At 45.1% G+C, this 26,639-nt stretch carries 22 protein-coding genes; 11 read left to right on the forward strand and 11 right to left on the reverse strand.

The genetic code is table 11. The features are described 5' to 3' along the window. Positions 1 to 351: 351 nt before the first annotated feature. The 4 genes from cls (at position 352) to R7E51_RS03520 (ending at position 5,250) form a co-directional block, all read left to right on the forward strand. On the forward strand, positions 352 to 1,806 hold the full coding sequence (cls, locus tag R7E51_RS03505) for a cardiolipin synthase (protein ID WP_017820861.1): 1,455 nt from the start codon (positions 352 to 354) through the stop codon (positions 1,804 to 1,806). A 211-nt stretch (positions 1,807 to 2,017) separates the two neighbouring features. Further along, positions 2,018 to 3,223: a cystathionine beta-lyase gene (locus R7E51_RS03510; RefSeq protein WP_042522027.1), complete on the forward strand. Its 1,206-nt coding sequence runs from the start codon at positions 2,018 to 2,020 to the stop codon at positions 3,221 to 3,223. A gap of 224 nt (positions 3,224 to 3,447) precedes the next feature. After that, positions 3,448 to 4,377, forward strand: a complete 930-nt coding sequence (locus R7E51_RS03515) for an esterase/lipase family protein (protein WP_086013868.1) — start codon at positions 3,448 to 3,450, stop codon at positions 4,375 to 4,377. A 12-nt stretch (positions 4,378 to 4,389) separates the two neighbouring features. Then, entirely contained in the window at positions 4,390 to 5,250 is an 861-nt protein-coding gene (locus R7E51_RS03520) for a lipase secretion chaperone (protein ID WP_132936572.1), read from the forward strand. A 24-nt stretch (positions 5,251 to 5,274) separates the two neighbouring features. On the opposite strand, the gene R7E51_RS03525 is transcribed toward R7E51_RS03520, so the two are convergent. The 7 genes from R7E51_RS03525 to pspA all read right to left on the reverse strand — a co-directional run bounded on the left by R7E51_RS03525 (position 5,275) and on the right by pspA (position 12,614). Continuing rightward, complete coding sequence (locus R7E51_RS03525) at positions 5,275 to 5,841, reverse strand: DNA-3-methyladenine glycosylase I (protein WP_132936571.1); 567 nt, start codon at positions 5,839 to 5,841, stop codon at positions 5,275 to 5,277. A gap of 72 nt (positions 5,842 to 5,913) precedes the next feature. After that, the gene (gene vmeI, locus R7E51_RS03530) at positions 5,914 to 9,024 is read right to left on the reverse strand and encodes an efflux RND transporter permease subunit VmeI (RefSeq protein ID WP_132936570.1); all 3,111 of its coding nucleotides are present in this window, start codon (positions 9,022 to 9,024) and stop codon (positions 5,914 to 5,916) included. Continuing rightward, on the reverse strand, positions 9,021 to 10,118 hold the full coding sequence (locus tag R7E51_RS03535) for an efflux RND transporter periplasmic adaptor subunit (RefSeq protein WP_005378112.1): 1,098 nt from the start codon (positions 10,116 to 10,118) through the stop codon (positions 9,021 to 9,023). The genes vmeI and R7E51_RS03535 overlap by 4 nt, the downstream gene beginning before the upstream one ends. A gap of 1 nt (position 10,119) precedes the next feature. Beyond that, positions 10,120 to 11,151 carry an efflux RND transporter periplasmic adaptor subunit gene (locus tag R7E51_RS03540; RefSeq protein ID WP_005378114.1) on the reverse strand — a complete coding sequence of 344 codons (1,032 nt, stop codon included), beginning with the start codon at positions 11,149 to 11,151 and terminating at the stop codon, positions 10,120 to 10,122. A 161-nt stretch (positions 11,152 to 11,312) separates the two neighbouring features. Next, complete coding sequence (gene pspC / locus R7E51_RS03545) at positions 11,313 to 11,702, reverse strand: envelope stress response membrane protein PspC (protein ID WP_017634673.1); 390 nt, start codon at positions 11,700 to 11,702, stop codon at positions 11,313 to 11,315. After that, complete coding sequence (pspB, locus tag R7E51_RS03550; protein WP_005378117.1) at positions 11,695 to 11,928, reverse strand: envelope stress response membrane protein PspB; 234 nt, start codon at positions 11,926 to 11,928, stop codon at positions 11,695 to 11,697. Before pspB ends, pspC begins: the two co-directional genes overlap by 8 nt. Positions 11,929 to 11,942: 14 nt before the next feature. Continuing rightward, positions 11,943 to 12,614 carry a phage shock protein PspA gene (gene pspA, locus R7E51_RS03555; protein WP_005378119.1) on the reverse strand — a complete coding sequence of 224 codons (672 nt, stop codon included), beginning with the start codon at positions 12,612 to 12,614 and terminating at the stop codon, positions 11,943 to 11,945. A 232-nt stretch (positions 12,615 to 12,846) separates the two neighbouring features. Between pspA and pspF the strand changes: the two genes are divergently transcribed. The 6 genes from pspF (at position 12,847) to R7E51_RS03585 (ending at position 19,298) form a co-directional block, all read left to right on the forward strand. Continuing rightward, a complete protein-coding gene (gene pspF, locus R7E51_RS03560; protein WP_017820869.1) occupies positions 12,847 to 13,854 on the forward strand; it encodes a phage shock protein operon transcriptional activator in 1,008 nt (335 codons plus the stop codon). Positions 13,855 to 14,059: 205 nt separating this feature from the next. Continuing rightward, a complete protein-coding gene (gene sapA / locus R7E51_RS03565) occupies positions 14,060 to 15,679 on the forward strand; it encodes an ABC transporter substrate-binding protein SapA (RefSeq protein ID WP_033905101.1) in 1,620 nt (539 codons plus the stop codon). Further along, positions 15,679 to 16,641 carry an ABC transporter permease gene (locus R7E51_RS03570; protein WP_005378122.1) on the forward strand — a complete coding sequence of 321 codons (963 nt, stop codon included), beginning with the start codon at positions 15,679 to 15,681 and terminating at the stop codon, positions 16,639 to 16,641. Before sapA ends, R7E51_RS03570 begins: the two co-directional genes overlap by 1 nt. Then, complete coding sequence (locus tag R7E51_RS03575; RefSeq protein WP_005378123.1) at positions 16,628 to 17,515, forward strand: ABC transporter permease subunit; 888 nt, start codon at positions 16,628 to 16,630, stop codon at positions 17,513 to 17,515. The genes R7E51_RS03570 and R7E51_RS03575 overlap by 14 nt, the downstream gene beginning before the upstream one ends. Next, positions 17,515 to 18,510: a peptide ABC transporter ATP-binding protein gene (locus R7E51_RS03580; protein WP_005378126.1), complete on the forward strand. Its 996-nt coding sequence runs from the start codon at positions 17,515 to 17,517 to the stop codon at positions 18,508 to 18,510. Before R7E51_RS03575 ends, R7E51_RS03580 begins: the two co-directional genes overlap by 1 nt. Beyond that, on the forward strand, positions 18,507 to 19,298 hold the full coding sequence (locus tag R7E51_RS03585; protein WP_005393308.1) for a peptide ABC transporter ATP-binding protein: 792 nt from the start codon (positions 18,507 to 18,509) through the stop codon (positions 19,296 to 19,298). Before R7E51_RS03580 ends, R7E51_RS03585 begins: the two co-directional genes overlap by 4 nt. Before the next feature lie 79 nt (positions 19,299 to 19,377). Here R7E51_RS03585 and R7E51_RS03590 read toward each other — a convergent pair whose 3' ends face one another. Beyond that, entirely contained in the window at positions 19,378 to 19,767 is a 390-nt protein-coding gene (locus tag R7E51_RS03590; protein ID WP_005378129.1) for a DUF2750 domain-containing protein, read from the reverse strand. Between the two features lie 68 nt (positions 19,768 to 19,835). After that, positions 19,836 to 20,741 (reverse strand): manganese-dependent inorganic pyrophosphatase, encoded by a 906-nt coding sequence (locus R7E51_RS03595; RefSeq protein WP_206957361.1) that lies wholly within the window; start codon positions 20,739 to 20,741, stop codon positions 19,836 to 19,838. Positions 20,742 to 20,927: 186 nt separating this feature from the next. Between R7E51_RS03595 and R7E51_RS03600 the strand changes: the two genes are divergently transcribed. Continuing rightward, positions 20,928 to 22,142, forward strand: a complete 1,215-nt coding sequence (locus R7E51_RS03600) for a putative manganese transporter (protein WP_132936568.1) — start codon at positions 20,928 to 20,930, stop codon at positions 22,140 to 22,142. A gap of 76 nt (positions 22,143 to 22,218) precedes the next feature. Here the strand turns inward: R7E51_RS03600 and R7E51_RS03605 are convergent, their stop codons facing one another. Together R7E51_RS03605 and torA are read right to left on the reverse strand one after the other, a co-directional pair. Then, positions 22,219 to 23,958, reverse strand: a complete 1,740-nt coding sequence (locus R7E51_RS03605; RefSeq protein WP_206957363.1) for a glycoside hydrolase family 36 protein — start codon at positions 23,956 to 23,958, stop codon at positions 22,219 to 22,221. A 198-nt stretch (positions 23,959 to 24,156) separates the two neighbouring features. Beyond that, positions 24,157 to 26,619 (reverse strand): trimethylamine-N-oxide reductase TorA, encoded by a 2,463-nt coding sequence (torA, locus tag R7E51_RS03610; protein ID WP_206957364.1) that lies wholly within the window; start codon positions 26,617 to 26,619, stop codon positions 24,157 to 24,159. Positions 26,620 to 26,639 lie beyond the last annotated feature (20 nt).

Below are 26,639 nucleotides of genomic sequence, written 5' to 3' on the forward strand. Positions count from 1 at the left end.
TTTGTTGTGTATGCATAGAGATAGGCGTCTAAAAAGTTTATGTAAAAATTATTGTACACTTATAAAATAAGCGTTCGACGCACTATATCTAGAAAGTAAAGCAGCTCCCCTTTAAAATTGGAACCCCAAAAAAGTACATTTATCGCACAAGTGTCGAGTTACGCAGGTTAAATGCTGCTTTTTTGTTCAAAAGTTAAAGAATGACCTTATTTTTCACATTAAAATAACAGAATCAGCTGTTATGAAATTCGTTCCTCATATAAGGTCAATCCCACGTCTAAATGGGAAATCTATTCCCCCAACCCACTTTTATGCTTAATATCCTAGAAGGGCATATTACTCTGAGCGTATATGGACAAGTTTTATCACTTTCTTACTTTAGCTGGCATCGGGCTATATTGGTTACTGGTCGCAGGTGTGACCATTCGTGTCGTTTTAAAGCGCCGTGCAGTGAGCGTGTCTTTAGCTTGGCTAATGATCATTTATATCCTTCCCGTTCTGGGTGTCGCATGTTATTTCCTCTTCGGTGAACTGAACTTAGGCAGAAAGCGAGCCGAACGTGCGAAAGAGATGTTTACACCATTCGAGAAGTGGTTCAGTCAGCTTAACGACTGTAACGCGCACAACCCAGAAACGATGGGAAGGCACATCTACCGAATTGATGAACTTTGTAACAACCGCCTTGGTCTTCCCGCATTGAGCGGTAATACATTGTCGCTGCAACAGTCACCTAATGAGATTTTGCATTCCATTATTGAAGACATCGAAAACGCGCAGAGCAGTATTCGAATGGTATTCTACATTTGGCATCCGGGTGGTTTGGCTGACTCTGTCGCTTCTGCGCTTATTCAAGCGGCTAAACGCGGCGTAGATGTCAAACTATTGCTCGATTCAGCAGGTAGTCCACGTTTTTTCAGAAGTCCTTGGTATCGAATGATGCAGGATGCTGGAATTGAAGTTATTCAAGCGTTAGAAGTGAAGATGTGGCGTATTTTCTTACGTCGTCTTGATCTTCGCCAACATCGCAAGATCATCGTAATTGATGATGAAATTGCTTATACAGGTTCAATGAACTTGGTTGACCCGGCTTACTTCAAGCAAAATAGTGGCGTTGGGCATTGGGTGGATATCATGGTTCGCATTACAGGACCAACGGTAAACGTATTGAGTGCCATCCACTGTTGGGATTGGGAAGTCGAAACTGGCGAACGTCATTTACCAAGACTACCTGAATGCAAGATCGATGAGAGTGAATTCCAACACCCTATTCAGGTTGTGCCTTCTGGCCCAGGTATGCCGGAATATCTGATCTATCAAGTATTAACATTGGCAATAAACCAAGCCAATCGCTCGGTACGAATCACAACACCATATTTCGTGCCCAATGCTGATTTACTCGAAACGTTAAAGATGACAGCACAACGAGGCATTAACGTTGAACTCATTATTCCCCATAAAAATGACTCTATGATGGTGCAATGGGCTTCACGCGCTTTTTATAGTGAGCTCTTGAGTGCAGGGGTCAAGATTTATGAGTTTTATGGTGGTTTGCTGCATACAAAATCTGTCGTAATTGACGACCAATTCTGTTTAGTTGGCACCGTAAACATGGATATGCGCAGCTTGTGGCTGAACTTCGAAGTGACCCTCGCCGTTGATGACGAAGAGTTCACCAAGCAAATGTCTTGGTTACAAGATAGCTATATTAAGCAATCTCACACTGTTGTATTGGAAGAATGGGAGAAAAGGAGCCTATTTTCTCGGTTCTTAGAGCGAGTGTTCTATCTCTTCAATCCACTCCTCTAATACCTCAAATACACAGGCTAAAAAACCTCCAGCGCTACATGCATCCTGCTGGAGGTTTGTTCTTTTAGCTCCCTATCTACACGATACCTCTCGACATCATTACCTGTTCATCTTGGCTGTTATTGGCTGATAGTTGACTTTTCCCTTGCATAACCTACGTCGTCCATGTTTTAAATATTCAAAACCGCAATATTTAAGACAGGGAACTTTTATGTCAGAGGGAAAAAAAACCAAACTCATTACCGCTGGCCGCGATAAAAAGTGGACAAATGGTGTTGTAAACCCACCCGTTCAACGCGCTTCAACCGTGGTATTCAATACCGTTGCAGAAAAGAACCAAGCCACCATTAATCGTGCAAACAAAACATTGTTTTATGGTCGCCGAGGCACCAACACGCACTTTGCTTTCCAAGACGCAATGGTTGAGATTGAAGGTGGAGCTGGTTGCGCGCTTTACCCTTGTGGAACGGCAGCAATTTCAAACGCCATCCTCTCTTTCGTTGAAACTGGCGATCACATTCTAATGGTGGACACTTGTTACGAACCAACTCGTGACTTTTGTAACACCATAATGAAGAAAATGGGCATCGAAACCACCTATTATGACCCAATGATCGGTGAAGGTATCCGAGACTTGATTCAGCCGAATACCAAAGTCCTTTTCTTGGAGTCTCCTGGTTCAATAACCATGGAAGTCCAAGATGTACCTACATTAGCGCGCATTGCCCACGAGCAAGATATCATCGTGATGCTTGACAACACATGGGGAGCAGGCGTGAACTTCTCTCCTTTCGAGCATGGCGTAGACATTTCCATTCAAGCGGCAACTAAGTATATTGTTGGACATTCAGATGTCATGCTAGGTACTGCTGTGGCTTCTGAAAAGTATTGGGATCAGCTTCGTGAACAAAGCTACCTGATGGGTCAGTGCGTTTCTCCTGACGACGCATACCTAGGTCTTCGAGGTATTCGCACGTTGGATGTTCGCCTAAGACAGCACGCAGAAAGCAGTTTAAAAGTCGCTCAGTGGCTCGCTTCTCGCCCAGAAGTTGATCATGTCCGCCATCCAGCTTTAGAAACAAGCCCTGGCCATGAGTTTTTCAAACGAGACTTCACAGGTGGAAACGGCTTGTTTTCATTTGTTCTCAAAACGTCTTATCCAAAAGCGACGACGGCTCTGCTTGATGGTATGAAACACTTCAGTATGGGTTACTCTTGGGGCGGTTATGAAAGCCTCATTCTAGCTAACGAACCTAAGAGCTTTAACAGCCTGAGAACCGTAGCTCACCCACACTTTGAAGGTACTTTGGTTCGTATTCATATTGGCTTAGAAGACGTAAATGACTTGATCGCTGATTTAGAGGCTGGTTTTGCGCGTTATAATGCCTTAATGCTTGAAAAAGAAGCCTCCCTATAACAATGATTGAATCGCCCTGCATTGCGGGGCGTTTTTATAACCCTCTGACTTAATTAGAATTAACTAACATTCGCCCGAACCATTAATTAATGTTAATCATTTGTGTTGTTTTTCAATTGAGCAGTCACAGAATGAAATAATGTGCCATAAATAGGCTTTTCAAATTTAGAGTTTCTCTCCTACTTTTTATCATTCATAAGAGGTCATACCACAAGGAGATAGTTTTGAAACTCAAATTTATAGCGCTAATGCTTTTTACCTTAGTTACCGTCCCAATAACCTCCGTATACGCTGCAACAGGTTATACCCAAACCAAGTATCCGATTGTCTTGGTTCACGGTTTGTTTGGTTTTGATACCCTGGCAGGCGTTGATTACTTTTTCGGAATACCACATTCCTTAACAAAAGATGGTGCTAAAGTTTATGTTGCACAGGTATCCGCGACCAATAGCAGCGAAGTTCGAGGGGAGCAACTGCTTGCTCAAGTAGAAACCTTACTTGCAGCTACAGGCGCAGAGAAAGTCAATCTCATTGGTCACAGTCATGGTGGTCCAACAACGCGCTATGTTGCCTCTGTCCGTCCTGACCTAGTCGCATCAGTTACGAGTATAGGAGGCGTTAATAAAGGGTCTAAAGTAGCCGATTTAGTTCGTGGCACCGTATCTGAGGGTTCGGGGAGTGAGCAGCTCGCGGTAAAACTGGCGCAAGGTTTAACCACTCTTATTAATCTTCTATCAGGTGGTTCTGATCTCGACCAAGACCCTTTAGCCTCATTAGCAGCCTTGACCACGGAAGGATCATTGGCGTTTAACCAGCACTACCCAGAGGGAGTCCCTACCAGTGAATGTGGTAATGGCGACTTGCTAGCTTCAAATGGCGTTTATTACTACTCATGGACCGGATCATCCACTTTTACAAACGTTTTCGATCCGACTGACGCTGCCATGATGGTACTTGGCTTAGCCTTTGATGGGCCGAATGATGGCTTAGTTGGTGCGTGCAGCACACATTTAGGCAAAGTCATACGTGATGATTATCAAATGAACCATTTGGATGAAATTAACGGTCTACTCGGTATTCATCATCTTTTTGAAACCGATCCAGTCACGCTTTATCGCCAACATGCAAATCGTCTCAAACTTCAAGGTTTATAAGAGGTCATCACAATGAAGAAAGTCGCTCTCACCACTTTTATCCTGCTCTCGATATTTGGCGTGGGAGCGCTTTCTCTGTTGCAAAGCGACAAACAACAAGAGATAACCTCTAACCATTCGCCATCTCAGCAAGATATAGCCGCCGATGTCTCTTCCCCAAAAGATTTCTTCGAATATTCTCTTAGCCGGCTGGGCGAAGAAGATCTCGATACGATCAAAGCGGAAGTCAATGATGACACTTTAGCAAAGCAAACTCTGAATATTGATGCCAAACTTTTTCAAACCTACCTTTCCTACAAGCAAGCACTCTCTGCATTAGAGCCTTTTGAGCACAATCACCTAACGCTTGAACAGTTAACCATGCTGAATGAAGCAATACTGAACTTACAGCTTCAATACTTTAGCGAGGCGCAGATAACCCAATTGTTTGACGAAGAAAACCGACTTCGCCAACTTGCTTTAGAAAAGCTGACGATTAAAACACAGGCATCGGATATCGAGAGTCAAGAACACCTTCTCAATCAAGCGTTATCAGAACAACCGGATTACATACGAGAAAGTGAACGCAATAACGCATTAGCAAAGCAGCTCGAGCAAGCTTCTCAGCTTGATTCACAAGACAAGTACATCGCCCGTGTTGCTCTGGTAGGAGATGCCGGAGCGCAGAGGCTGCAAAAGCTTGATGAGCAAAGAGCATCATTTGAGACTCAACTCGCCACTTACTTAAAGCAGCGTCAAAATATTCTGAATAGGGATTTTCTAGGGCAAGACGAAAAACAGGCAGAAATCATTTCTTTAAGAAAACAAAGCTTCGATGCCACTCAATGGCGTCGAATCGAAGCTTTGGAACGTATTCATGATAGCCAGAACTAACAACATTAGCTTAATCGCCAAACGTTACTTATTCTGCTTTTTAGGACATCTAACGATATGGTCATCCACCATGCCGACGGCTTGCATGAAAGCATAACAGATGGTTTCACCGACAAACTTGAAGCCTTTCTTTTTTAGGAATTTACTCATGGCTTTGGATTGCTCTGTCGAAGCTGGTACGTCACTCATATGTTGCCATTGATTAATGATTGGTTCGCCGTCCACGAACTGCCACAACGCGTCTGATAAACTCCCGTATTCAGCAATTAACGCTTTAGCCGCTTTGGCATTACTGAATACCGAGTTAATCTTTCCGCGATGTCTCACAACATCGAAGTTTTCCACGATGTATTCAGCGCGTTCTTCATTTCTTTGTTCCAACGCATCTAGATCGTAATTCTCGAACGCTTCTCTGTAACCTTCGCGTTTTTTAAGGATGGTGATCCAGCTAAGTCCAGCTTGCGCACCTTCCAAAGTAATAAATTCAAACAGGACTTGGTCGTCATATACTGGCACGCCCCATTCGGAATCATGATATTCGCGCTCTAATGGGTGATTCATCGCCCACGCACACGTTTTTTGTTCTGTCATTATTCTTCCTTAAAAAGCGCCTCTAACTGATGAGCTAGAGGCGCAATACTTTTCATCGTTATATCAGTAGCACTAAGCCTGTTTCGGTACTGCCACTTTATGGAACAAACGATACAACACTGGCACGACAATCAGTGTCAGGACTGTCGCAAAACCCAAACCAAACATAATCGTAACCGCCATTGGTTTGAAGAAAATATCTGGCAACAGTGGGATCATACCAAGGATCGTCGTGATAGCAGCCATACAAACGGGACGGACGCGACTTACCGCAGCATCAACGACCGCGTCATAAGCCTCTTTACCGGACTTCATTTCAATTTCAATTTGGTCCAGTAATACGATGCCATTTTTGAGCACCATTCCCGATAAGCTTAAGAAGCCGAGCAATGCCATAAAACCAAACGGCGTGTTGAGCGCCAACAAACCGGTAGTGACACCAATTAACGCCAGCGGCACGGTAAGCCAAACAATGAGTGGCTCTTTGATAGAGTTAAATAGGAATACAGTGATCAAGAACATGAACAAGTACCCCATTGGCATGGTAGTAAACAGCGACTCTTGAGCATCACCAGAAGATTCGTATTCACCACCCCACTCTAGTGAATAGCCAGGAGGCATTTGAATCGCTTCGATTTGGGGCTGTAAACGTTTTTGCAACGTCGATGCGGTTTCTTCACCTAGAATATCAGGGTCTGCCATCACAGTGAGCATACGCTTACGGTTCTTACGTACGATGATAGGATCCTCCCAACGCATGTCGTAACCCATTGTGACTTGTTGAAGTGGGATAAACTCACTCTGTGCTGGACTCCATATTTTCATGCCTTCGATGTTACGAATATCAATGCGCTCATCTTCTGGTAAACGAGCCACTATAGGCATGAGCGTCGTGCCGTCTCGGTATAAGCCTATCGTCATTCCAGAGAATGACATGGACAAGAAATCATCGACGTCCGATTTGGTAATGCCATAGCGACGTGCCTGACTCTCGTTAAACTGAGGTTCAAGAACTTGGGTTCGTTCACGCCAATCATGCCTGATATTTGTTGCCTGAGGGTCGGCGTACATGATGTCCTTGACCTGAGCGGCTATCGTACGAAGGACGGTTGGATCTGAGCCAATAATGCGAGCTTCAATTTTTGCACCACCACCAGGGCCTAACTCAATCTGTTTGAGCTTGTAATTGATTTCTGGGTAGTTGGCTTTTAAATACTCTCGAAACTTCGCCATTAATGGTTTCAACGCTTCGTAATTTTCCATACGAGTGGTTATCTCACCATAAGCCGCATAACTTTTCTCTGGCGCGTACGTTAACATGAAGCGCTGTAAGCCTTTACCCGCGGTCGTCGTGATATGGTCAACATGCTCTTGCTTAGCTAACCAACTTTCTAACTCTTTAAGCGTTGTGTTGGTTGCTCGAATATCAGTTCCTTCTGGCATCCATACATCTAACTGAAAAATCGGCGTTGTCGAAGATGGGAAAAACGCTTGCTTCACAAAGGTGAACCCGTAAACACTTGCCGCTAATCCCGCAATCAGCACCACAACGGTAAACCAAGCACGACGCATACAAAACTGAAGAAACTTTTTATAAATAACGAAAATAACCCCGTTATATGGATCATTTTCTTCCCCTTCACCTTGTTTAATCTTCTGGCCTTTAAAGAAGATGTCAGCAAAGAATGGTGTCAACGAGATAGCGGTAAACCAGCTCAACATTAAAGAGATCAGCAGAACCGTAAATAAAGTGCCACAGTATTCGCCCGTCGAGTCTTCAGACAGTCCAATTGGCGCAAATGCAGTTACCGCAATCACAGTTGCCCCAAGTAATGGCCACTTTGTTTGGGTAACAATGTCGGTCGCTGCTTGGAGTCGAGTTCGCCCTTTTTGCGTACCAATCAAAATCCCCTCAACCACGACGATTGCATTGTCCACCAGCATACCTAACGCGATAACCAAGGCACCTAATGAAATCCGCTGCAAATCTATCGCGAGATACTTCATGAAAATGAACGTACCCAGCACCGTCAGCAGCAAGATTAAACCGATTAGTAGCCCAGAACGTAGCCCCATAAAGAACAGAAGTACGATAATGACGATACCGACAGCTTGAGCCAAGCTGACAACAAAACCGCTAACCGATTTATCCACCTCTTTAGGCTGACTGTAAATTTCCGAGATTTCGATACCGACAGGTTGTTGGTACTTTAGCTCGGCAAGGCGATGATCAAACGCTTTTCCGACTTCAACCACATTGACGCCTTCAGCAAAAGAAACACCCACGTTCAGTGCAAGGCTGCCGTTAAAATTAATAACATTACTCGGTACTTCTACATACCCGCGTTTTATTTCCGCCACATCTTTCAAGAAAATGAGCCCCTGAGCGCCCGACTCAGTAATCAACAAATCACCCAGCTCCTCCACACTCTGGAACTCGCCAGTCGGCTGAATTCTGATGTACTCGTCACCAATTCTGATCGCCCCTGCGTCAGAAACCACGTTTTGCGTCGAAAGAAGATTAAACACGGTATCCGGAGCAAGACCTATACTGCTCAGCTTTTTCATCGATACTTCGATGAAAACTTGCTCTTGCTGTTGCCCGGATACCGAAACTTTACTCACGCCATCAACCAGTTCGAGCTCTCGGCGTAAGTAATCGACGTAATCCAGTAGCTCTTTATAGCTATAACCGTCGCCAGTCACCGCTAACAAAATCCCGTAAACATCACCAAAATCATCGATCACTTGAGGTTCATTCACACCTGGAGGCAACGTCCCTTTAAGGTCGTTCACTTTACGGCGCAACTCATCCCAAATTTGTGGTAGATCATCAGGGCCATAATTGTTCTTCATCGTGACCGTGATTTGAGATAATCCCCGGCTAGAAATCGAATTTACTTCATCAACATAAGTAAGCTGCTGAATCGCTTTTTCGATTGGGTACGTCACTTCTTCTTCGACTTGTTGCGGTGTCGCACCAGGGTAAGAGGTCACTACCATCGCATCTTTAATAGTAAAAGCAGGGTCCTCAAGACGCCCTAAACCAAAGAATGCGGCGATACCACCAATCAAAAATATCAGTGCGACCATCCAACTGATGACGCGATTTCGGATGAAGTACGCAGCAATACCGGTCACATCATCATCACTTTGAGGCACTGATTTATTAAGATCGCTCATAGACCGGCCTCCTGCGTAGCCATTTCCTGTATCACTTCCACTTTCATGCCATCCCTTAATCGAGAAACACCGGCAATCACGACTTTGTCTTTGAGCATGAGACCATCAAGGATTTGAATGGACGTTTTAGATGCCTTACCTGCTCGCACCTGTTTGCGCGATACCGTATTGTCGTCATTCAGTACCCAAACAAATTTGTTTTCGCGCCCCAGCTCGTCACCATCCGCATTAAAAATGGCTTCGATAGGAACATTAATTCCTAGGTTGAGATCAAGCCCAACATTCTCGTCTTTAGAAGTTACCTCAACAGCCATACCATCTAGGATGTACTCTTCTTCCGGCATAGGAAGCGACAGTGTGACAGTAAACGTACCTGTTGTTGGGTCGGGTTCGGTTGTAAATTCTTTTACCGTCGCGTTATATTCGTTACCACTGGGCACGCGCACTAATGCTTTGATCGCGGTAAGCCTTTCTTCCGTTGGCGGTTGGTTCACATAGAGGCGGTCAGGAAGCTGAATCAACACTTCGACTCGCTCCAAGCTGTGAATATTAACGATATGCTGTCCGACTTGAACATTTTCGAATTGGTCGATATTAACTCGCGAAATAATCCCATCCACGGGCGCTTTTAAGGCAGTAAATGATAGACGAAGTTTGGCTAACTGAAGCTCAGCTAAGGCGATTTGTCGTTGTGCTGCAATTTCATCAAACTGAGACTTAGCTAATAGGCCTTTATCAACCAAAGGGCGTGAGCGGCGATACTGACTGTCGACAACAGAAAAACGCGCACTCGCATTATCTACATCCAACTCATAGTCAGTGGGATCTAGCGTTGCAATAACATCACCCTTCGTGACTTTGTCGCCCTCTTTTACCATGATGCGGCTGACTTCTCCTGCCACTCTGAAGCTCAAATGAGAGCGATCCGCTGCATTCGCAACCGCAGGGAAGTACAAGTTGTCATCCACCTTGTTTCCCGCTAATGACGTAACTCTAACTCGTGGCGTTTCGAGCTCTTTTTCTGGCGCCTTATCCCCACAGCCAACGAGAAAAAGCGTTGAAAGTAAAGTCGCTAGAGAGATGATTCCTTTCATATTACAACCCTCTTTCCTTAATCCACGCTCTTACCTTAATTCCGGGTTCAATTACACTGACACCCGAGATAATGATTTGGTCGCCATCGTTAAGCCCGGCTAACACTTGATTTTTGTCATTCATCTCAATTGCGGCTTTGGATACAATGCCTTGCTCATCGACACGCCAAACGTATGTTTTGCCGTTTTCTTCTAGCAACGCGGAGTTAGGAATCTTTGTCGCTCCTGCACTTTTGGACAGGAGGTAAGCATTGCCAGACATTCCCGGCAAAAGGCCAATTTCTGCTGGCCGCTCCATGACCATCGTGACTTTGTAACTGCCCGTTTTAGGGTCGGCTTCTGTATCGATTTCCTGAAAGGTTAAGTCAAAGGCTCGCTCGGGGAACGCATCAAATATCATTCTGGCAGAGACATCGCTCCCCTGCGTGTAACGATTTAGAAGATAGTCTGGGATTTGGAATATCACTTTGAGGAGTTGGTTGGACTGAATATTCATCACCCCTTCTTTCGCGGCAACATATTCATGGTTTTCTGCTGGAATGTACGAAATAGTTCCATCATATGGCGCGACAAGTTTGGTATACCTTAAGTTTGCCTTTGCTTGATTCCATTGAGCTTTTGCCGAGTTGTGGTTCGCTTTTGCCTCATCAAAATCTTGCTCAGATACTACTTGGTCTTTACGTAGCTTTTGGTATCGCTTGTATTGCACATCTGCGAGCAAAAAATTTGCCCGAGCTTGCTGTTCGAGCAGAGAATATTCATCTGGGTTTAATGACGCCAAAACATCACCTTTACTGACGACTTGACCTTCATTCACTTCTATCGTTTGAAGAAGCCCAGGAACTCGAAATGTCAGTACTGCTCTATCGCCAGCTTCCGTCGTGGCAGGAAAATGTCGCTCAAACTGGGCATTGCCAACAGATACTGTAAATAGCTTCGCAGGGCGCGATTCAGGTTCAGGAACAGGAGGAAGTTCTTTACCGCACCCCGACAAGACAGCCGAGATGGCAATAGGAATGAGCAATTTTCTCATTACATTCATCCATAAAAATTGGGGGATTATTTTTAAAGTAGATGAATTTTGAACGAACTTCCAGAGCAGAAAAGATTAATAGTGCTTTAAAATTAGTAATTTGTGATAAAAAAGCAGGCTTTATGCCTGCTTCAGTTAAATCTTCTTTGGATACAAAATGCCTAAAGCTTACTGAATTCTCTGTTCACCCTATATGTATCAGACGTAACATAAGCTTCCATGTTACGAATTTTGCCATCAAGACGGTCAAAATCCCTTTCCAACACACTGAGCAGTTGATCAGGGCTTTGCCCTTTCTGCCAAGGCTTACTTTTGAGCGTATGCTCTTGCTGCGCTCTGATATTTTCAGAATACGTTACTGGTTGCTTTTCTAACATAAACGCCATCGCGACGTACGCTAACAATACCAAAAACGTACCACCTAACAGCGCTGCAGAAATCACTACAATACGAATCAACCAAACTTCTGCACCAAAGTAGTTGGCAATACCGGCGCAAACACCGGAGATTTTGCCATTTACTGGATCACGATACAGTTCTCGATTATTCATACTTGCGTCTCCATGTTGGTGACTCAGCATCCAAGATGCGCTCCAATGTATCAACTCGGGACTGCATCGCTTCTGCTTTTTCAGATAGTACCTGAAGGCGCTCTAAATCCTGGCTCGACAGTGCACTATCTGTTTTGCGTTTGCTGCGATAGTGTAAGAAGAGCCATAGTGGAGCGACAAAGATTAAAAAGACAATCACTGGTCCTGCTATAAAAAATGCCGACATAAATGGCTCCTTTCTTATTTATCTTTCGATGACATCTGTTCTTTCAGTTTTGCCAACTCTTTTTCAATTTCGTCTTGTGCCTGCAACTCTGCAAACTCTTGTTCTAGCGATTTAGCATTACCGGTTTGAGCATACAGGTCTGCTTCCGCTTCCATTTCATCCACTTTACGTGAGTATTGCTCGAATTTCGCCATCGCTTCATTAGTACGGCTAGTGTGCAGGTGTTTTTGCACATCACGACGGTTAGATGCAGTTTGGTTACGAATTGCTAGTGCTTGCTGTTTTGCGCGCGTTTCAGCAATTTTGCTTTCCAACTTACCAATCTCGCCAGTAAGCTTATCGATCGTTTCTTCCACTAAGGTTTGCTCAGTGTGGAGGCCTTTAATCACTTGCTCTAGCTTTTGCTTTTCAATTAACGCTGCACGAGCTAGATCTTCACGCTCTTTAACTAATGCTAAGCTCGCTTTTTGGCCCCATTCGCCAATTTGCTCTTCTAACGTTTCAACCTTACGAGCCAACTCTTTCTTGTCTGCAATCGCTTTAGCCGAGTTAGTACGCACTTCAACAAGTGTGTCTTCCATTTCTTGAATGATAAGACGGATCATTTTTTCAGGATCTTCCGCCTTGTCCAGTAATGCACTGATGTTTGAGTTAACGATATCTGCAAATCGAGAAAAAATACCCATAACGGAACTCCTCTTTTTTCCTATTAAAACTCGACAAGGTGGTGATTAACCTTGTGTCTCCCTGAATATATAACAAGTAACGTGCCAACTTATAATTTTCTTTTAAATCAGAGTGTTATTCATTTTGTTGTCGTTACACACTATTGTGCTATGATGTTTTTCACCAACTGTTGGTGAAATTTACCAACTCTATCTCTAAATCATGGCTCGGCTGTTAAATAAGAAGGACTTTATGAAGCAAAACCTGATTGGTGAATCACCTGCTTTTCTCGCTGTACTAGATAAAGTATCACAACTTGCACCCATTGAGCGCCCTGTCCTCATCATTGGTGAACGAGGTACGGGTAAAGAACTCATCGCTCAGCGTTTGCATTATTTATCAAGACGTTGGGATAAACCACTACTATCACTCAACTGTGCGACATTAAGCGAAGGGCTAATAGATTCCGAATTGTTTGGACATGAATCCGGCTCCTTCACAGGCTCTAAAGGTAAGCATAAAGGGCGTTTCGAGCGTGCCGAGGGCGGTACTTTGTTTCTTGACGAGCTGGCGACCGCACCACTTTTAGTTCAAGAAAAGCTATTACGCGTCATCGAATATGGTGAATATGAGCGAGTTGGCGGTCATACCGCTCTCAATGCGGATGTTCGACTTGTTTGTGCAACCAATGCCGACCTACCAAAATTGGCAGAGCAAGGTGATTTTCGTGCAGATCTGCTCGACAGGCTAGCCTTCGATGTCATTATGTTACCGCCTCTTCGCGAGCGCAAAGAAGACATTCTCTCTTTAGCAGAGCACTACGCGATGAAAATGTGTCGTGAACTGCAACTGGAATACTTTGTCGGTTTTACCCCAAAAGCGCAGCAGTCGCTTATTGAATATGAATGGCCCGGTAACGTCCGCGAACTAAAAAACGTGATTGAACGTGCGATTTACCAACATGGTCTGAATGCTCACCCAATTGATGAACTGGTTTTCAATCCTTTTGAAACGGTTTGGCACAGCGCGCTTGGCCATAGTGCAAAACAAGCAGAACAACAAGAAGAGGAAGCATCAAGCAACACCATCCAATTCCCTCTAGACTATAAACAATGGCAAGAGGAACAAGATATCCATTTACTCAATCGTGCATTGGAAGAAGCCAAGTTTAATCAACGACAAGCAGCCGAGCTACTTGGCTTGAGCTATCACCAATTACGAGGGATGGTTAGAAAATATGGTTTGGTCGGACAAAGCTAACTTGACCGAGAGTACTCAATCAATACACGAGCTCGTGACTGCGCTCTAATTCGCATGCATTTATGGCATAACACCTTACAGTGTATGGATTTTATGTTTGGAGCGAGTTCACAAAGGTGATAAATTAGCGAGATCATTTTCGCTTGTTAGCTTTGAAAGAGTAAGATCAAACGAAACGAGCAAGATCCAATGAACATTTCATATTATGAATGCTTTTATAAGATTATCGCTGAGCCTTATTGGGATTAGCCTACTGACCGCTTGTGGCGATGAAATTGACCACAATGATATTCGCAAAGCTGGCTTTGTGTTTTGCGGACAAGGTAAGCCGACCACGTTTAACCCTCAGCTTATTGATAGCGGTATTACCGCAGAGGCTCTGAGCCCGCAGCTGTACGATACGCTGCTCACGCTCGATCCTAAATCACATCAGCCCGTGGCAAGCATCGCCGAGAGTTGGTCAGTAAATGAATCAGGGACGGAATACACGTTTAAGCTTAAACGTGGTGTTAAATTCCAAACCACACCTTGGTTCACACCCACTCGCCCATTGAATGCAAAAGATGTGGTATTTAGCTTCAAGCGAATCATCGATGTAGACCATCCTTTTCACCAAGTAGGTGGTGGTTTTTATCCATGGTTTGCAGGGTTAGATTTTCAAAACCTACTCCAAGACGTGGTTGCAATAGATGAGTATACGGTAAGGTTTACGTTATCTCAGCCAAACTTTTCTTTCTTGGCCAATATTGCCACCAGCCATGCGGTTATCTTGTCTGCGGAGTATGGACAGCAATTGGCAGCAAAAGATCATAAAGAAGAAATCGACCAACTTCCTATCGGTACCGGCCCTTATCAATTAAAAGAGTACCAAGTGAACGACTTGATTCGATTAGAGCGTCATTCAAATTACTGGAAGTCACCAGCAAAAATGGAACAAGTGGTGTTCGATATCTCTCACAGAGGGACGGGTACATTAGCTAAACTTTTAAGAAACGAGTGTGACGTACTCTCTTCACCTATTTCGAGCCAAATACCTGTCATTCAAGAAAATGACAACCTTGAGCTGACGGCTACACCAGCTAACAACGTTTCCTTTATTGCGATAAACACAGAAACCACCGCGCTGAGTGATGCTCGAGTTCGCCAAGCTCTTAACTTAGCGATCAACCGTCAAAATATTTTAGATTCGGTTTACTACGGAACTGGCTCCCAAGCTTATACCTTGCTACCACCAAATTCATGGGCTTATCAAAAAGACAGCGTAAAAATTCGTTATGACCGGAATTATGCATTGGCACTACTTCGAGATGCAGGCTACGAAGACGGCCTAGAATTGACCATGTGGGTACCACTTGAACCACGTGCTTTTAACCCAAGCCCTCGCAAGACTGCGGAGTTAATCCAAGCGAATTTTGCCGATATTGGGGTTAAATTAACGCTACTGACCGATGATAGGTTTGAACGTGTGGATTTGGAGAACATCAACGATATCGATTTACTTTTAACAGGTTGGATTGGTGATACCGGGGATCCTGACAACTTTTTCCGCCCTTTATTATCTTGCGAGTCTGACCGCGTTGGCCTTAACGTGTCCATGTGGTGTAACGATGACTTCGATTTCTTGCTCGATTTGGCGTTAGAAACTCAAGAACCGCGTTACCGTTTGAACCTATATCGCCAAGCACAGAACATTTTGAATCAAGAGTTCCCGGTTATTCCTCTGGCGCATGGCGTGCAGTTCCGTGTGCACGACAAATCGCTGACAGGCTTCAAATCAAGCCCTTTCAATGCCCAACCGTTTGATAGAGTTGAGAGAATTCACTGATGTTTTGGTATACCGTTCGACGCTTTAACCTATTTATCATCACTTTGATGATCCTTACATTAGTGGGTTTTTCTCTGCTTCGCCTTGACCCTCTCTCGCACTGGGCAAACGTTGATTTTTGGTCTGGTTGGCAAACTTACTTAATCAACCTTTCTCAGCTTGATTTTGGCATAAGTAAAAACGGCAACGCGATTTATGACGAGCTCGCCGTCGTATTCCCTGCCACTTTGGAACTGTGCTTTTTTGCCTTTTTGGTGTCCCTTTTGATCGGTATTCCACTTGGAACCGTGGCTGGGATGAAGCAAGGTAAATGGCTCGACACCAGCATTTCATTCATGTCGATGTCTGGTTATTCCGCCCCAATTTTTTGGGTGGCTCTGTTACTTATCATGGTTTTTTCATTAGAGTACCAACTCTTTCCCGTGGCAGGACGATATGACCTGCTTTACGAAATTGATCATGTAACCGGATTTGCCATTATCGACGCATTCATGGCGAAAGGTGAATACCGCGCTCACGCACTGCAAAGCGTCATTGAGCATATGGTGCTGCCATGTTTGGTGCTTGCTTTGGCTCCAACCACCCAGGTTGTCGGACTAATGCGCTCCTCGGTAGCGGAAGTGATGAGCCAAAACTACATCCGTGCAGCGAGAATCAAAGGTCTTTCTAACCGCGAAATCGTAACTCAACATGTATTGCGGAATGCGATACCGCCTATCATTCCCAAGGTTGGTGTTCAACTTTCGAGTATGATTACCTTAGCTATCATCACGGAGTCTATTTTTAACTGGCCAGGTATTGGTCGTTGGCTTTTAGATGCGCTAGCAAGCCAAGACTATGCATCTATCCAAGCTGGCGTGATGGTACTTGCGACTTTGGTTCTTACCGCTAACATACTCTCGGATTTGATTGGCGCGATGATTAACCCTTTAGTTCGAAAGGAATGGTATGCTAACAAATAACGTTTATCAGGAAGAGCGCATTCCAACACAGTTTGAGCGTTTTTGGCGAAGCTACCGCGCCAACGGACTAGCCATGTTTGGCTTGTGGTGCTTGGTGTTTATCGTCCTTATTACCATTTTTGCCCCCCTACTTGCACCATTTGACGCCCAAGCACAGTCAGGTGAGTTGCTTGTGCCGCCATCATGGGCTCCAGCAGGAACGGTTGATTACTTTTTGGGGACCGATGACTTAGGTAGAGATATTCTTTCGCGCCTGATTATGGGCTCTCAGCTGACATTTGGCGCTGCTGTCGCCATCACCGCAATTGCTGCCGTTGTAGGCTGTTTAATTGGCGTATTGGCAGGTATGACGAAAGGCTTACTGTCGAGTACTCTCAACCACTTGCTCGATACCGTCATGTCGATCCCGTCGCTCTTATTAGCAATCATTTTTGTGGCATTTCTAGGCTTTGGTGGGTTCAATATTTTACTCGCAATCTGCTTGGCTTTGATTCCGCGTTTTATTCGCTCCGTTTATATCGCAGTCCACACCGAAGTTGAAAAAGACTACATAATGGCAGCACGCCTTGATGGCGCTAATGATTTCTACTTACTGTGGAGTTCAATTCTTCCTAACATTCTGACGGTCATTGCCGCTGAAATCACACTCGCGCTCTCTGCTGCGATTTTAGATATTACGGCACTGGGTTTTCTTGGCCTAGGCGCACAGGCACCAAGCACCGAGTGGGGAGCAATATTAGGTGACTCTGTCGAGCTTATTTATATTGCACCTTGGACAGTGACCCTACCCGGCCTGACCATCATGTTTACTGTTATTACCCTAAACTTAGTAGGTGAAGGTGTACGTCAAGCGCTTAATGCGGGGATCGAATAATGCCGTTGTTAGATATTCGACATTTGACCATTGAGATCGAAACACCTCAAGGGTTGGTCAAAGCCGTTGACCGAATGAGCCTAACTTTGAACGAAGGCGAAATTCGTGGTCTTGTAGGTGAGTCTGGCTCTGGAAAAAGCTTAGTTGCAAAAGCGATTGTCGGTGTGAGTAAAGATAACTGGCGCATCACCGCTGACCGTATGCGCCTTGGCAATATTGACTTGCTTCAGCTTACGCCAAAAGAGCGTCGGCGCGTCATTGCTCGTGATATTGCGATGATTTTCCAAGAGCCTTCAACTTGTCTTGACCCTTCAGAGGAAGTCGGGCGTCAATTGATTGAATCCATTCCATCTCGCGCATTTGAAGGGAAATGGTGGGAGCGATTTAAATGGCGTAAAAAACAGGCCATCGCGCTTTTGCATAAAGTGGGTATTAAAGATCACAAGCGTTTAATGGGTAGCTACCCTTATGAACTGACTGATGGTGAGTGTCAAAAGGTCATGATTGCCATGGCGATTGCGACCAAACCTAAATTGCTGATAGCAGATGAGCCAACCAACGACTTAGACCCGATTACTCAATCGCAAATTTTGCGTCTGTTGAGCCGCATGAACCAACTTAATAACACAACCATTTTGCTTATCGGCCACGACTTAGCGACCATAACACAGTGGGCAGGACGTATTACGGTAATGTATTGTGGTCAGTCAGTGGAGTCTGCCGATACCAGTAAAATCATTGCGGCACCCAAGCACCCGTACACCGATGCCTTGCTTAAAGCGATGCCTGACTTTAATGATTGGGTACCACACAAGCAAAAACTCCAATCCCTACCGGGCTCGATTCCACCATTGCAGCATCTGCCTATCGGTTGTCGCCTCGGACCACGTTGCCCATATGCGCAGAAACAATGTGTTGAAATTCCACACACCAGACGAATTAAGAATCATAAATTTAACTGCCACTTTCCATTGAACACGGAGAAAAAGTCATGAGTGCGCTACTTGAAGTCGATAATTTATCGAAGCAATTTGTTACGCGCTCCCGTCTGTTCAAACGTCAGGTTAATGAGGCAGTAAAACCGGTAAGCTTTACTTTAGAGCCAGGGCAAACTATTGGTTTTATTGGTCAAAACGGGTCAGGAAAATCCACACTAGCTCGCATGCTTGCTGGCGTTGTTGAACCAAGCTCCGGAGAGATCCGTGTGAATGGCGAACGATTGGAGCACAAAGATTACGCGACACGCTGTAAGCTCATCCGCATGATTTTCCAAGATCCAAACACATCGTTAAACCCACGAATCCAGATTGGTCGTATTTTAGAAGGTCCGCTAAAGCGAAATACCAACATGCCGCCAGATGCGCGCATGCAGCGTGTAAAGAACACCCTACTCCGCGTAGGATTGCTGCCTGAGCACGCCTATTTTTATCCACAAATGCTAGCTGCCGGTCAAAAACAGCGCGTGTGTTTGGCTCGTGCACTTATTCTTCAACCTTCCATCATTGTCGCTGATGAGGCGTTAAACGGTTTGGATATGGCAATGCGCTCGCAGATCATTAACTTATTCCTCGAGTTGCAAGAAGAGATGGGATTGTCATTTGTGTACGTGTCTCAACACATTGGCATTGTTAAGCATATTACTGATAAAGTGATGGTGATGCATGAAGGTGAAGTGGTCGAGTTTGGCGAGACCAACCAAGTACTGACTCATCCCGAGCATCCTATTACTCAACGACTAGTCGAAAGCCACTTTTATAAAGCGCCAAGCCATCAAACAAAATAGCTTATCAAAGATGTACCCATGCAATAAAGAAGCCTGCTTTAACGCAGGCTTCTTTATTGCATGGGTACTAATCAAAAAACTAACGGCGGCTCGCTTGTTTGCGCAGTTCAAAATCAAACTCGTCAGGAAACAATACGACCCCTTCTTCATTTTGATTTGGGAATACAACAATCGATAGCTCGTCATCCTCTAGACCAGAGGTCCAACGGCTGTGCCACTTGTTTAAAGAGATCGCCTCTGGCTCGCAATCTTCCCAATCACCATTCGCCCATTGCAAAGCGAACTCTTCGTTTGGCCATACTGGTACACAATCATCATCTTCTGTATTTAACATGACACAGCCATGTTCGTCTTTCAGAATCCAAACCTTACGATTCGCCACAATCTCTTTTACGCAGTACTTTAAACGTTGCTCTTCGTTGTAGCGATTAATGGTATCCATCTGCTCTTGGGTCAGTTGCTCAGACATATTCGTCTCCTATTTCCCATAGAAAAATGCCCGCAGCTAGGCGGGCATTTAAAGTATATGCTAGAAAATTAAGCTAGCTCAGTTTGAAGCCAAGGCCAACCTTGCTTCTTACGGCTTAGCGTGTTTTCCATCATTAGCATGCCGTCTTTTTCGTGCTTAACAAGCTTCTCAGCCCACTCACCTTTGTATAGAAGACGAGTTTGAGCAGTCGTGATGTCTGTTAGCATTACAGCAGCGAACGCTAGGTTATCTTTCTCACAACGAGATTCTAGGTCTGCTTCTAGTGCTTCGATCATACCGTCAACTTGCTCAAGAGTTGCAAGTTCAACCTGACCAACCACTACGTCACGACCGTTGAATGGGTAACCTTTAAGGTCTTTCTCAACAAGCTCAGCCGCTGATAGACCTTCGATGTTTGTTTTAGCAATTAGAAGATCTTTAGTGAACGCGTCAACATCTTGTACGTCTGCGATTGTCGCTAGTTCAGCAACGGCATCTTTGTCTTTTTGTGTACAAGTTGGAGAAGCAAAACCTACTGTGTCAGATAGAATTGCTGACATCATTAGCTTAGCAATTTGTGGAGTAATCGCGTGACCTTCAATCTTGAACATGTTGAATAGAACAGTGTTGGTACAACCAACAGGCCAGATCCATGCTTCCATTGGGTTTACTGTCATCACGTCACCTAGACGGTGGTGGTCAACAATACCCGCAATTTCAGCTTCTGCGATATCGTCTGGTGCTTGTGCTAGATCTGAGTAATCTACTAGCCAAACGGTCTCACCCGCAACTGATGTGCGAAGCTCAGGAACTTCAGCGCCAGCAACTTCTAGGATGTGCTGAGTTTCACGGTTGATTTCGCCTTGGCGAATTGGCATAGCTTCAACGCCACGCGCTTTTAGAAGTTCAGTTGCAACGAGTGCACTACAAATACTGTCACTGTCTGGGTTCTTATGACCTACAACTAGAATCATGTTTCTTCCTATTCAAGTCAATTTTATACGCCGCCTAATACAGTTAATTAGGGCGTGTTTGCTCACAAAGGCCGATACTTTACCTGATTTCAGAGAGTTTGACACGAAGAAAAGTTCACAATGCTATTGCGAATAAATCTCATTTACATATAATGATAATTATTCCTATTTGCATTTGAGTAAACGATGAACGCGACCCAATTTTTACACTCTGCACAACAGTTGTTTCAGCCTACTCAGTTTCGTTTAGCTTATAAGCGATTGCTGATCCCTATCGTCATGCTCATTTTGCTAGGCAATGAAAATACACGTGACGTTGCCGTACAGACGCTATCCGACTCATTCTGGGCAGTGTCATGCTATGTTGCTGCCACATTGGCTATTTATCATTATCTTTCAAACTTTATGTCGAAAACCAATCGAATTACCGAGCTATATCATCGCTCGCGTAATCATCAGGTTTTCTTTGCTTCTTTGTTGGGTGCTTTGCCTGGCTGTGGTGGCGCTATTGTTGTGACAACGCAATTTATTAGTGGCCGAGTGGGATTTGGTGCGATTGTCGCGGTACTTACTTCAACAATGGGTGACGCTGCCTTTTTACTTCTTGCCGCCAAGCCAAGTGTAGGATTAGGCGTGGTTGGATTAGGCATTATCGTGGGTACTCTTTCAGGGTTAGTCGTTAATGCTTTTCATGCTGATAACTTTCTGCGACCAGAACCAAAAGAAGCACCTCAGACACATGCTTGTTGCCAACACCAGACAGACCGACACACGCCTCTTGAACAACGTGCAATCAATCTACAAGGCGCATTTTGGAAATGGCTTATTGTGCCTGCTAGTGTCGTTGCTGTGTTAATGTCTTTCCAAATAGATATTAATCAGTTGCTATCTTTGCAGACCAATACCATTGAATGGCTAGGCGCTATCTTCGCGGTGATCACAATGTCGTTGTGGGCTATGACAAAAGAGCTTGGCGATTATCAGTCAACGGTCTCTGAAGATGAAAAAATTGTGGACTCGCATCCAATTCAAAAAGCGGCTCAAGACACAAACTTCGTCAGTGCTTGGGTGATCGTGGCGTTTCTGGCGTTTGAACTGACGACCTATTTTTCTGGACTCGACCTTGTAGAAACCTTTTCTCATTGGGGGATATGGATGCCATTAGCTGGCTTAGCCATTGGTATGCTACCTGGTTGTGGTCCGCAAATTTTAGTCACTAGCCTGTACATTTCTGGTGCAGCGCCACTTTCTGCGCAACTGGCCAATGCGATTTCTAACGATGGTGACGCCCTATTCCCCGCCATTGCAATGGCACCGAAAGCTGCTTTGGTCGCGACTATTTACTCGTCCATTCCTGCGTTTATTGTTGGATACGGGTATTACTTTTTATTCGAGTTCTAACGCTCAGAGCATCAAACGAGAAAGGAGCCGCAATAGGCTCCTTTCTTGATCTTGGTATTGGGCGATTTACTTCACGTTATGCTGTAACGATCGCTTTCGCATTGAGCCCTTTATCCACGCTCACCATTAACAACTGGCAAGGTTCTTGGTTTAGCTTTTCGCCTGTCCAGTAATCATACCAGTCCACCGGTTGATCAGACGTCAGCGTAAATTCCATCGCTCCGTAACTCGCATAATTAAACAAACAATGGAGGTCATTCTTCGTCGTTAGTTTTAAAAACGCGTGATTTAAACTCAAAGCGGTAAACTTTGCAGATTGTTGGTTACGTTGTTGACGTAACATGAGCTTAGACAGTGTCTTCTTAGCAAACGGTGTAATCTCAGGGAGCGGGTCACCAGACAGCAGCAAACCACCACTCGCTAATAACACCGTGCGATGAAATTCATACTCTTCTCTGGATGCAGATTGATTAGCTAATGAAGTGAACGTGGCGCAATCCGGGTCAATTTGCCACAATTTTCGATGCTGCCAACTACGGTAAAAGGTTTCTTTGGCTATCTGTTCGAATCGACGACTATGACGCTCTACATCGTCAGAAACACGCATTGCATCCACAAGCCCCAGAGATGGCCACATTGGCGCGTTGCAACCTAAAAGCCACGCATCACCAGCGCCTTTGGCAATCGCTTCCATTCCTAAGCGATACGCCTCAACGCCTGTAATACCAGATTGTTTACGAACACCTTTTAAGGTGCCCCAATAGTTCGCGTCTAGCTTGAACAACTCAACGCCCCACTCTTGTCTCATGACAGAGACTACATGCGTCAGATGGTCTTGCACTTCTGGGTTTGAGGTATCGAGTATGTACCAAGGCGTGCATCGCCAACCACCGTATGTGACATCTTCTGCTTTAAGTAAGCCACCACCCTTGTGGCGAACAAACCAATCTGGATGCTGTTTGAAGATCTCCGACTCAGGCTGTGCAATGAAAGGCGCCATCCAAATTGCCGGCTTTTTTCCTTTTGCACGGATGTTATGAATGAGCTCTTTTACGCCACCAGAAAACTTATCTGATGGGGTTAACCAATCGCCCATAAAGGCTTGATAGCCATCATCCAGAAGTACCCACTCTAGGTCTTCGAGCTTATCTTGCATACAATCTACGTTCTGCATGATGTTTTGTTCTGTCACGTCTGCGTAGTACGCGTACCACGAACACCAACCAACAGGCGCATCTTGTGTCACACCTTGGCGAACAGGATGATGCTCTGCAATCATCTCGCCATAGGTTTGATAAAGCTCGGACAGTGATTGACCGCAGAGTACCGCCACGGACTCAAGTTGATTACTTTCCCAATCCGCCACTTGAGTCAACTCACCATCAATTGCGGCTGATAAAACCCAATGCCCATCACGCAGTACAACATCAAAATAGCCTGCAAAGCGATGACATGATGTGAAGCCAAATAATGTGTAGCCAGCCGAGCCTTCCACCACTAAATAGTTGTAATAACGCTTAGGGGCATCTTTAGGATAGATTCGATAAGAAGGATTATTGTCTGGGCAGCGACCAATATCAACGGGGTGATTGATCGTTCCCGCCGTTTGCGCCAACATTTGAAAACCATCCCCAATTACGTTGGCCTCGTGCTCGTACAAAAACGGCATTTCGAATAACACTTCACGGTCGGTAAAGGTTTTATTGTGAAGACCGGCAAAAGAAAAATGTAATTGATTACCCTTGACTTCAACTTGGAAGTCATTGTTATTCACAGTGATCTCAGTGTGATTTGCCAATTGAATGCTCTGAGCCATAATGGGTCTACTCACTTAATTATTATTGTTTAGCTTGGCGCATTATCTCCTGCTTGTCTCACCCAATTCGTTACCATCATCACGAATACCAGTCTCGTTTAACGTTATGAAGTTACTATTGAGACAACGCTCACTGAAATTTTGATAAAAAAATACCAGCCCTGAGGCTGGTATTTCGATTTATGCAAACTGCACTAATTAAGCAACTTCGATCGGACCACCAAATGAAGTGACTGGTGGCACTTTACCTGTGAACTTCTCGAAGTCTACGATACATGTGTTCGCAGAAGTCGCCTGTGCAAGCTCAGAAGAACCGATGTCTTGCGTCAGCGTGTTAGGATCACCGTAGGTACAGATTGCGCCCTCTTTCTCGTTTAGAGGACCGTACCATGCACCTTCTTCGATACGAATAACGCCACGTGGGTAGCTGTCAGTCAAAACAGCACCAGCTAACAGCTGACCACGACCGTTGAATACACGTACCAAATCACCATCTTTGATGCCTTTTGCTTTGGCATCCGCTGGGTTGATGTAAACCGGCTCACGACCTTGTACCGCGTAAGTCGCGCGGAACTCTTCAGACTCACACATTTGAGAGTGAAGACGCTTATCTGGGTGGCAAGACTGCAACCAGAATGGGTATTTATCTGAACCAGGACCACCGTGTGAACGCTCTGATTTTTCGAACCACATTGGGTGCTCTTGACAGTGTTCGTAACCGTAACGGCCGATCTTACGAGACGTGATCTCGATGAAGCCAGACGGCGTACCTAGTGGGTTAAGCTCAGGGTCTTTACGGAAGTCCGCATGACGAACCCAAGGTTTACCTTTACCGAAGTCTAGTACGCTCTTCTCCCAGAACTCGTTGAATTCTGGCATTTCAAACTTACCTTCGTTCGCTTTTTTACAATCGTTGTAAAGGCTTTCGATCCATTCCATCTCGCTCATACCACGAGTGTATTCTTCGCGGCGACCAAAACGCTGAGTGAGTTCACTCATGATTTGGAAGTCAGGCTTAGATTGGAACAATGGATCAACTAGGCGATGCATCGCAATCAGACCTTTGTTCGAGTATGAACCGTATACGTCGATGTCGTTACGTTCCCATTGCGTACACGCCGGTAGAACGATATCTGAGAAACGACATGTCGCAGTCCAAGCAAACTCGATCGTTACAACCGTTTGAAGTTTGCGGAACGCTTTCTTCATGCGGTTACGATCTTGATGGTGGTGCCATGGGTTACAACCCGAGATAACCATCATCTTGAAGTCTGGCAGTTTCACTTTACCGCCGTTGTAGTTGATCTCTTTGCCAGGTTCTAGCAGACAGTCGATCCAACGTGCAACTGGGATAGTACGACTGTAGCCGTTAAAGTCGTTGTTATCCCACTTCGGTTTCATACCTTGGTCAAGGTTACGAGGGAAACCACCAGGGCCCGCGAAACCAGTAGAAGGCACACCGATACTTGAGTAATGGTGACCGTAAGAGATACCACCGCCAGGTAGACCGATTTGACCAACCATTGCAGCAACCACAGCCGCTGCCCAGTATGGCTGCTCACCGTGCTCTTGACGCTGGATACACCAACCCATCAGGATCTGTGTACGACCGCTGACTAGCATGCGTGCGAATTCACGGATCTTGTCCGCTTTCACACCACAAATCGCTGCTGCCCATTCAGGCGTCTTCTCTACTTTGTCTTTTGTCTTACCTTGAACGTATTGAATGAACTCTTCAAAGCCGAGACAGTAAGTATCAATGAACTTCTTATCGTACAGGTTTTCGTTGTACAACACGTGTGCCACAGCGAGCATGAACGCTACGTCTGTCAGCGGGTTGATGTACAAGTGATCGTTCTCTAAGTAGCGCTGAGTTTTGTTCTTCACTGGGTCTACAGATAGAACGTTGATCTCACCTTTCGCCACTTTTTCTTTTAGTTGTGCAAGGTACTTAAACGACTCATGCGTTTCACAGTTCCAACCTACTTGAAGGTTTTTCACTGGGTCGTTAGCCCAAAGAACGATGTTGTCAGAGTTTTCTAGGATCTCAGACCAAGACGTACCTTGTGCGTACACTTCGGTTGAACCTAGCACGTACGGCATAATGGTTTGACCTGCACCCGTCGAGTAGTCACCTACTTTAGTGATGAAGTTGCCGTGCATACCTACTGCACGTTGCATGTGCGCTGTACAGTTGTTAAATGAACCCGTTTGGTTCCAACCTGTTTGACCTGCATGCAGCGCCCATGGGCCGTAGTCTTTTTGAATACGTTCTAGTTCGCGATAAAACAAATCTAGCGCTTCATCCCAAGTTACTCGGATGAAACGGTTGTTACCACGAGTATCCGCGCTGTATTTGTGTTTCTTCAACCAATCTAGACGAACCATTGGGTAACGCACACGTGAAGGGCTGTAGATAATACCCTTGATGCCGTTCAACATTTCTGTTGGGTTTTTGTCTAGCTCTAGCGGCTTGATCTCTTGAACTTTACCCGCGTAGATGTGGGCGCGGAACGCGCCCCAGTGAGAACCGGTTACTTTCCAAGTACCTGTCGTCTCAACGGCATTTGCAGAGGCGGACGCCAATAAGCTAGGACCAATTACTGACGCTGCACTTGTGGTTGCTACACCTTTAAGAAAACTTCTTCGTGTAATAGCCATTTAAAATTACTCCAATCCGA

This window comes from Vibrio sp. Vb1166 (assembly GCF_033338695.1).
GTDB lineage: Bacteria > Pseudomonadota > Gammaproteobacteria > Enterobacterales > Vibrionaceae > Vibrio > Vibrio alginolyticus.

Bases quoted from the DNA above. Each gene is read 5' to 3' on its own strand.
- sapA (WP_033905101.1), top strand. From the start codon at position 14,060: ATGAATGCTTTTATAAGATTATCGCTGAGCCTTATTGGGATTAGCCTA.
- R7E51_RS03595 (WP_206957361.1), bottom strand. From the start codon at position 20,741: ATGATTCTAGTTGTAGGTCATAAGAACCCAGACAGTGACAGTATTTGT.
- R7E51_RS03520 (WP_132936572.1), top strand. From the start codon at position 4,390: ATGAAGAAAGTCGCTCTCACCACTTTTATCCTGCTCTCGATATTTGGC.
- R7E51_RS03590 (WP_005378129.1), bottom strand. From the start codon at position 19,767: ATGTCTGAGCAACTGACCCAAGAGCAGATGGATACCATTAATCGCTAC.
- vmeI (WP_132936570.1), bottom strand. From the start codon at position 9,024: ATGAGCGATCTTAATAAATCAGTGCCTCAAAGTGATGATGATGTGACC.
- torA (WP_206957364.1), bottom strand. From the start codon at position 26,619: ATGGCTATTACACGAAGAAGTTTTCTTAAAGGTGTAGCAACCACAAGT.
- R7E51_RS03585 (WP_005393308.1), top strand. From the start codon at position 18,507: ATGAGTGCGCTACTTGAAGTCGATAATTTATCGAAGCAATTTGTTACG.
- R7E51_RS03540 (WP_005378114.1), bottom strand. From the start codon at position 11,151: ATGAGAAAATTGCTCATTCCTATTGCCATCTCGGCTGTCTTGTCGGGG.
- R7E51_RS03580 (WP_005378126.1), top strand. From the start codon at position 17,515: ATGCCGTTGTTAGATATTCGACATTTGACCATTGAGATCGAAACACCT.
- R7E51_RS03510 (WP_042522027.1), top strand. From the start codon at position 2,018: ATGTCAGAGGGAAAAAAAACCAAACTCATTACCGCTGGCCGCGATAAA.
- pspB (WP_005378117.1), bottom strand. From the start codon at position 11,928: ATGTCGGCATTTTTTATAGCAGGACCAGTGATTGTCTTTTTAATCTTT.
- pspC (WP_017634673.1), bottom strand. From the start codon at position 11,702: ATGAATAATCGAGAACTGTATCGTGATCCAGTAAATGGCAAAATCTCC.
- R7E51_RS03525 (WP_132936571.1), bottom strand. From the start codon at position 5,841: ATGACAGAACAAAAAACGTGTGCGTGGGCGATGAATCACCCATTAGAG.
- pspA (WP_005378119.1), bottom strand. From the start codon at position 12,614: ATGGGTATTTTTTCTCGATTTGCAGATATCGTTAACTCAAACATCAGT.
- pspF (WP_017820869.1), top strand. From the start codon at position 12,847: ATGAAGCAAAACCTGATTGGTGAATCACCTGCTTTTCTCGCTGTACTA.
- R7E51_RS03600 (WP_132936568.1), top strand. From the start codon at position 20,928: ATGAACGCGACCCAATTTTTACACTCTGCACAACAGTTGTTTCAGCCT.
- R7E51_RS03605 (WP_206957363.1), bottom strand. From the start codon at position 23,958: ATGGCTCAGAGCATTCAATTGGCAAATCACACTGAGATCACTGTGAAT.
- R7E51_RS03570 (WP_005378122.1), top strand. From the start codon at position 15,679: ATGTTTTGGTATACCGTTCGACGCTTTAACCTATTTATCATCACTTTG.
- cls (WP_017820861.1), top strand. From the start codon at position 352: ATGGACAAGTTTTATCACTTTCTTACTTTAGCTGGCATCGGGCTATAT.
- R7E51_RS03535 (WP_005378112.1), bottom strand. From the start codon at position 10,118: ATGAAAGGAATCATCTCTCTAGCGACTTTACTTTCAACGCTTTTTCTC.
- R7E51_RS03575 (WP_005378123.1), top strand. From the start codon at position 16,628: ATGCTAACAAATAACGTTTATCAGGAAGAGCGCATTCCAACACAGTTT.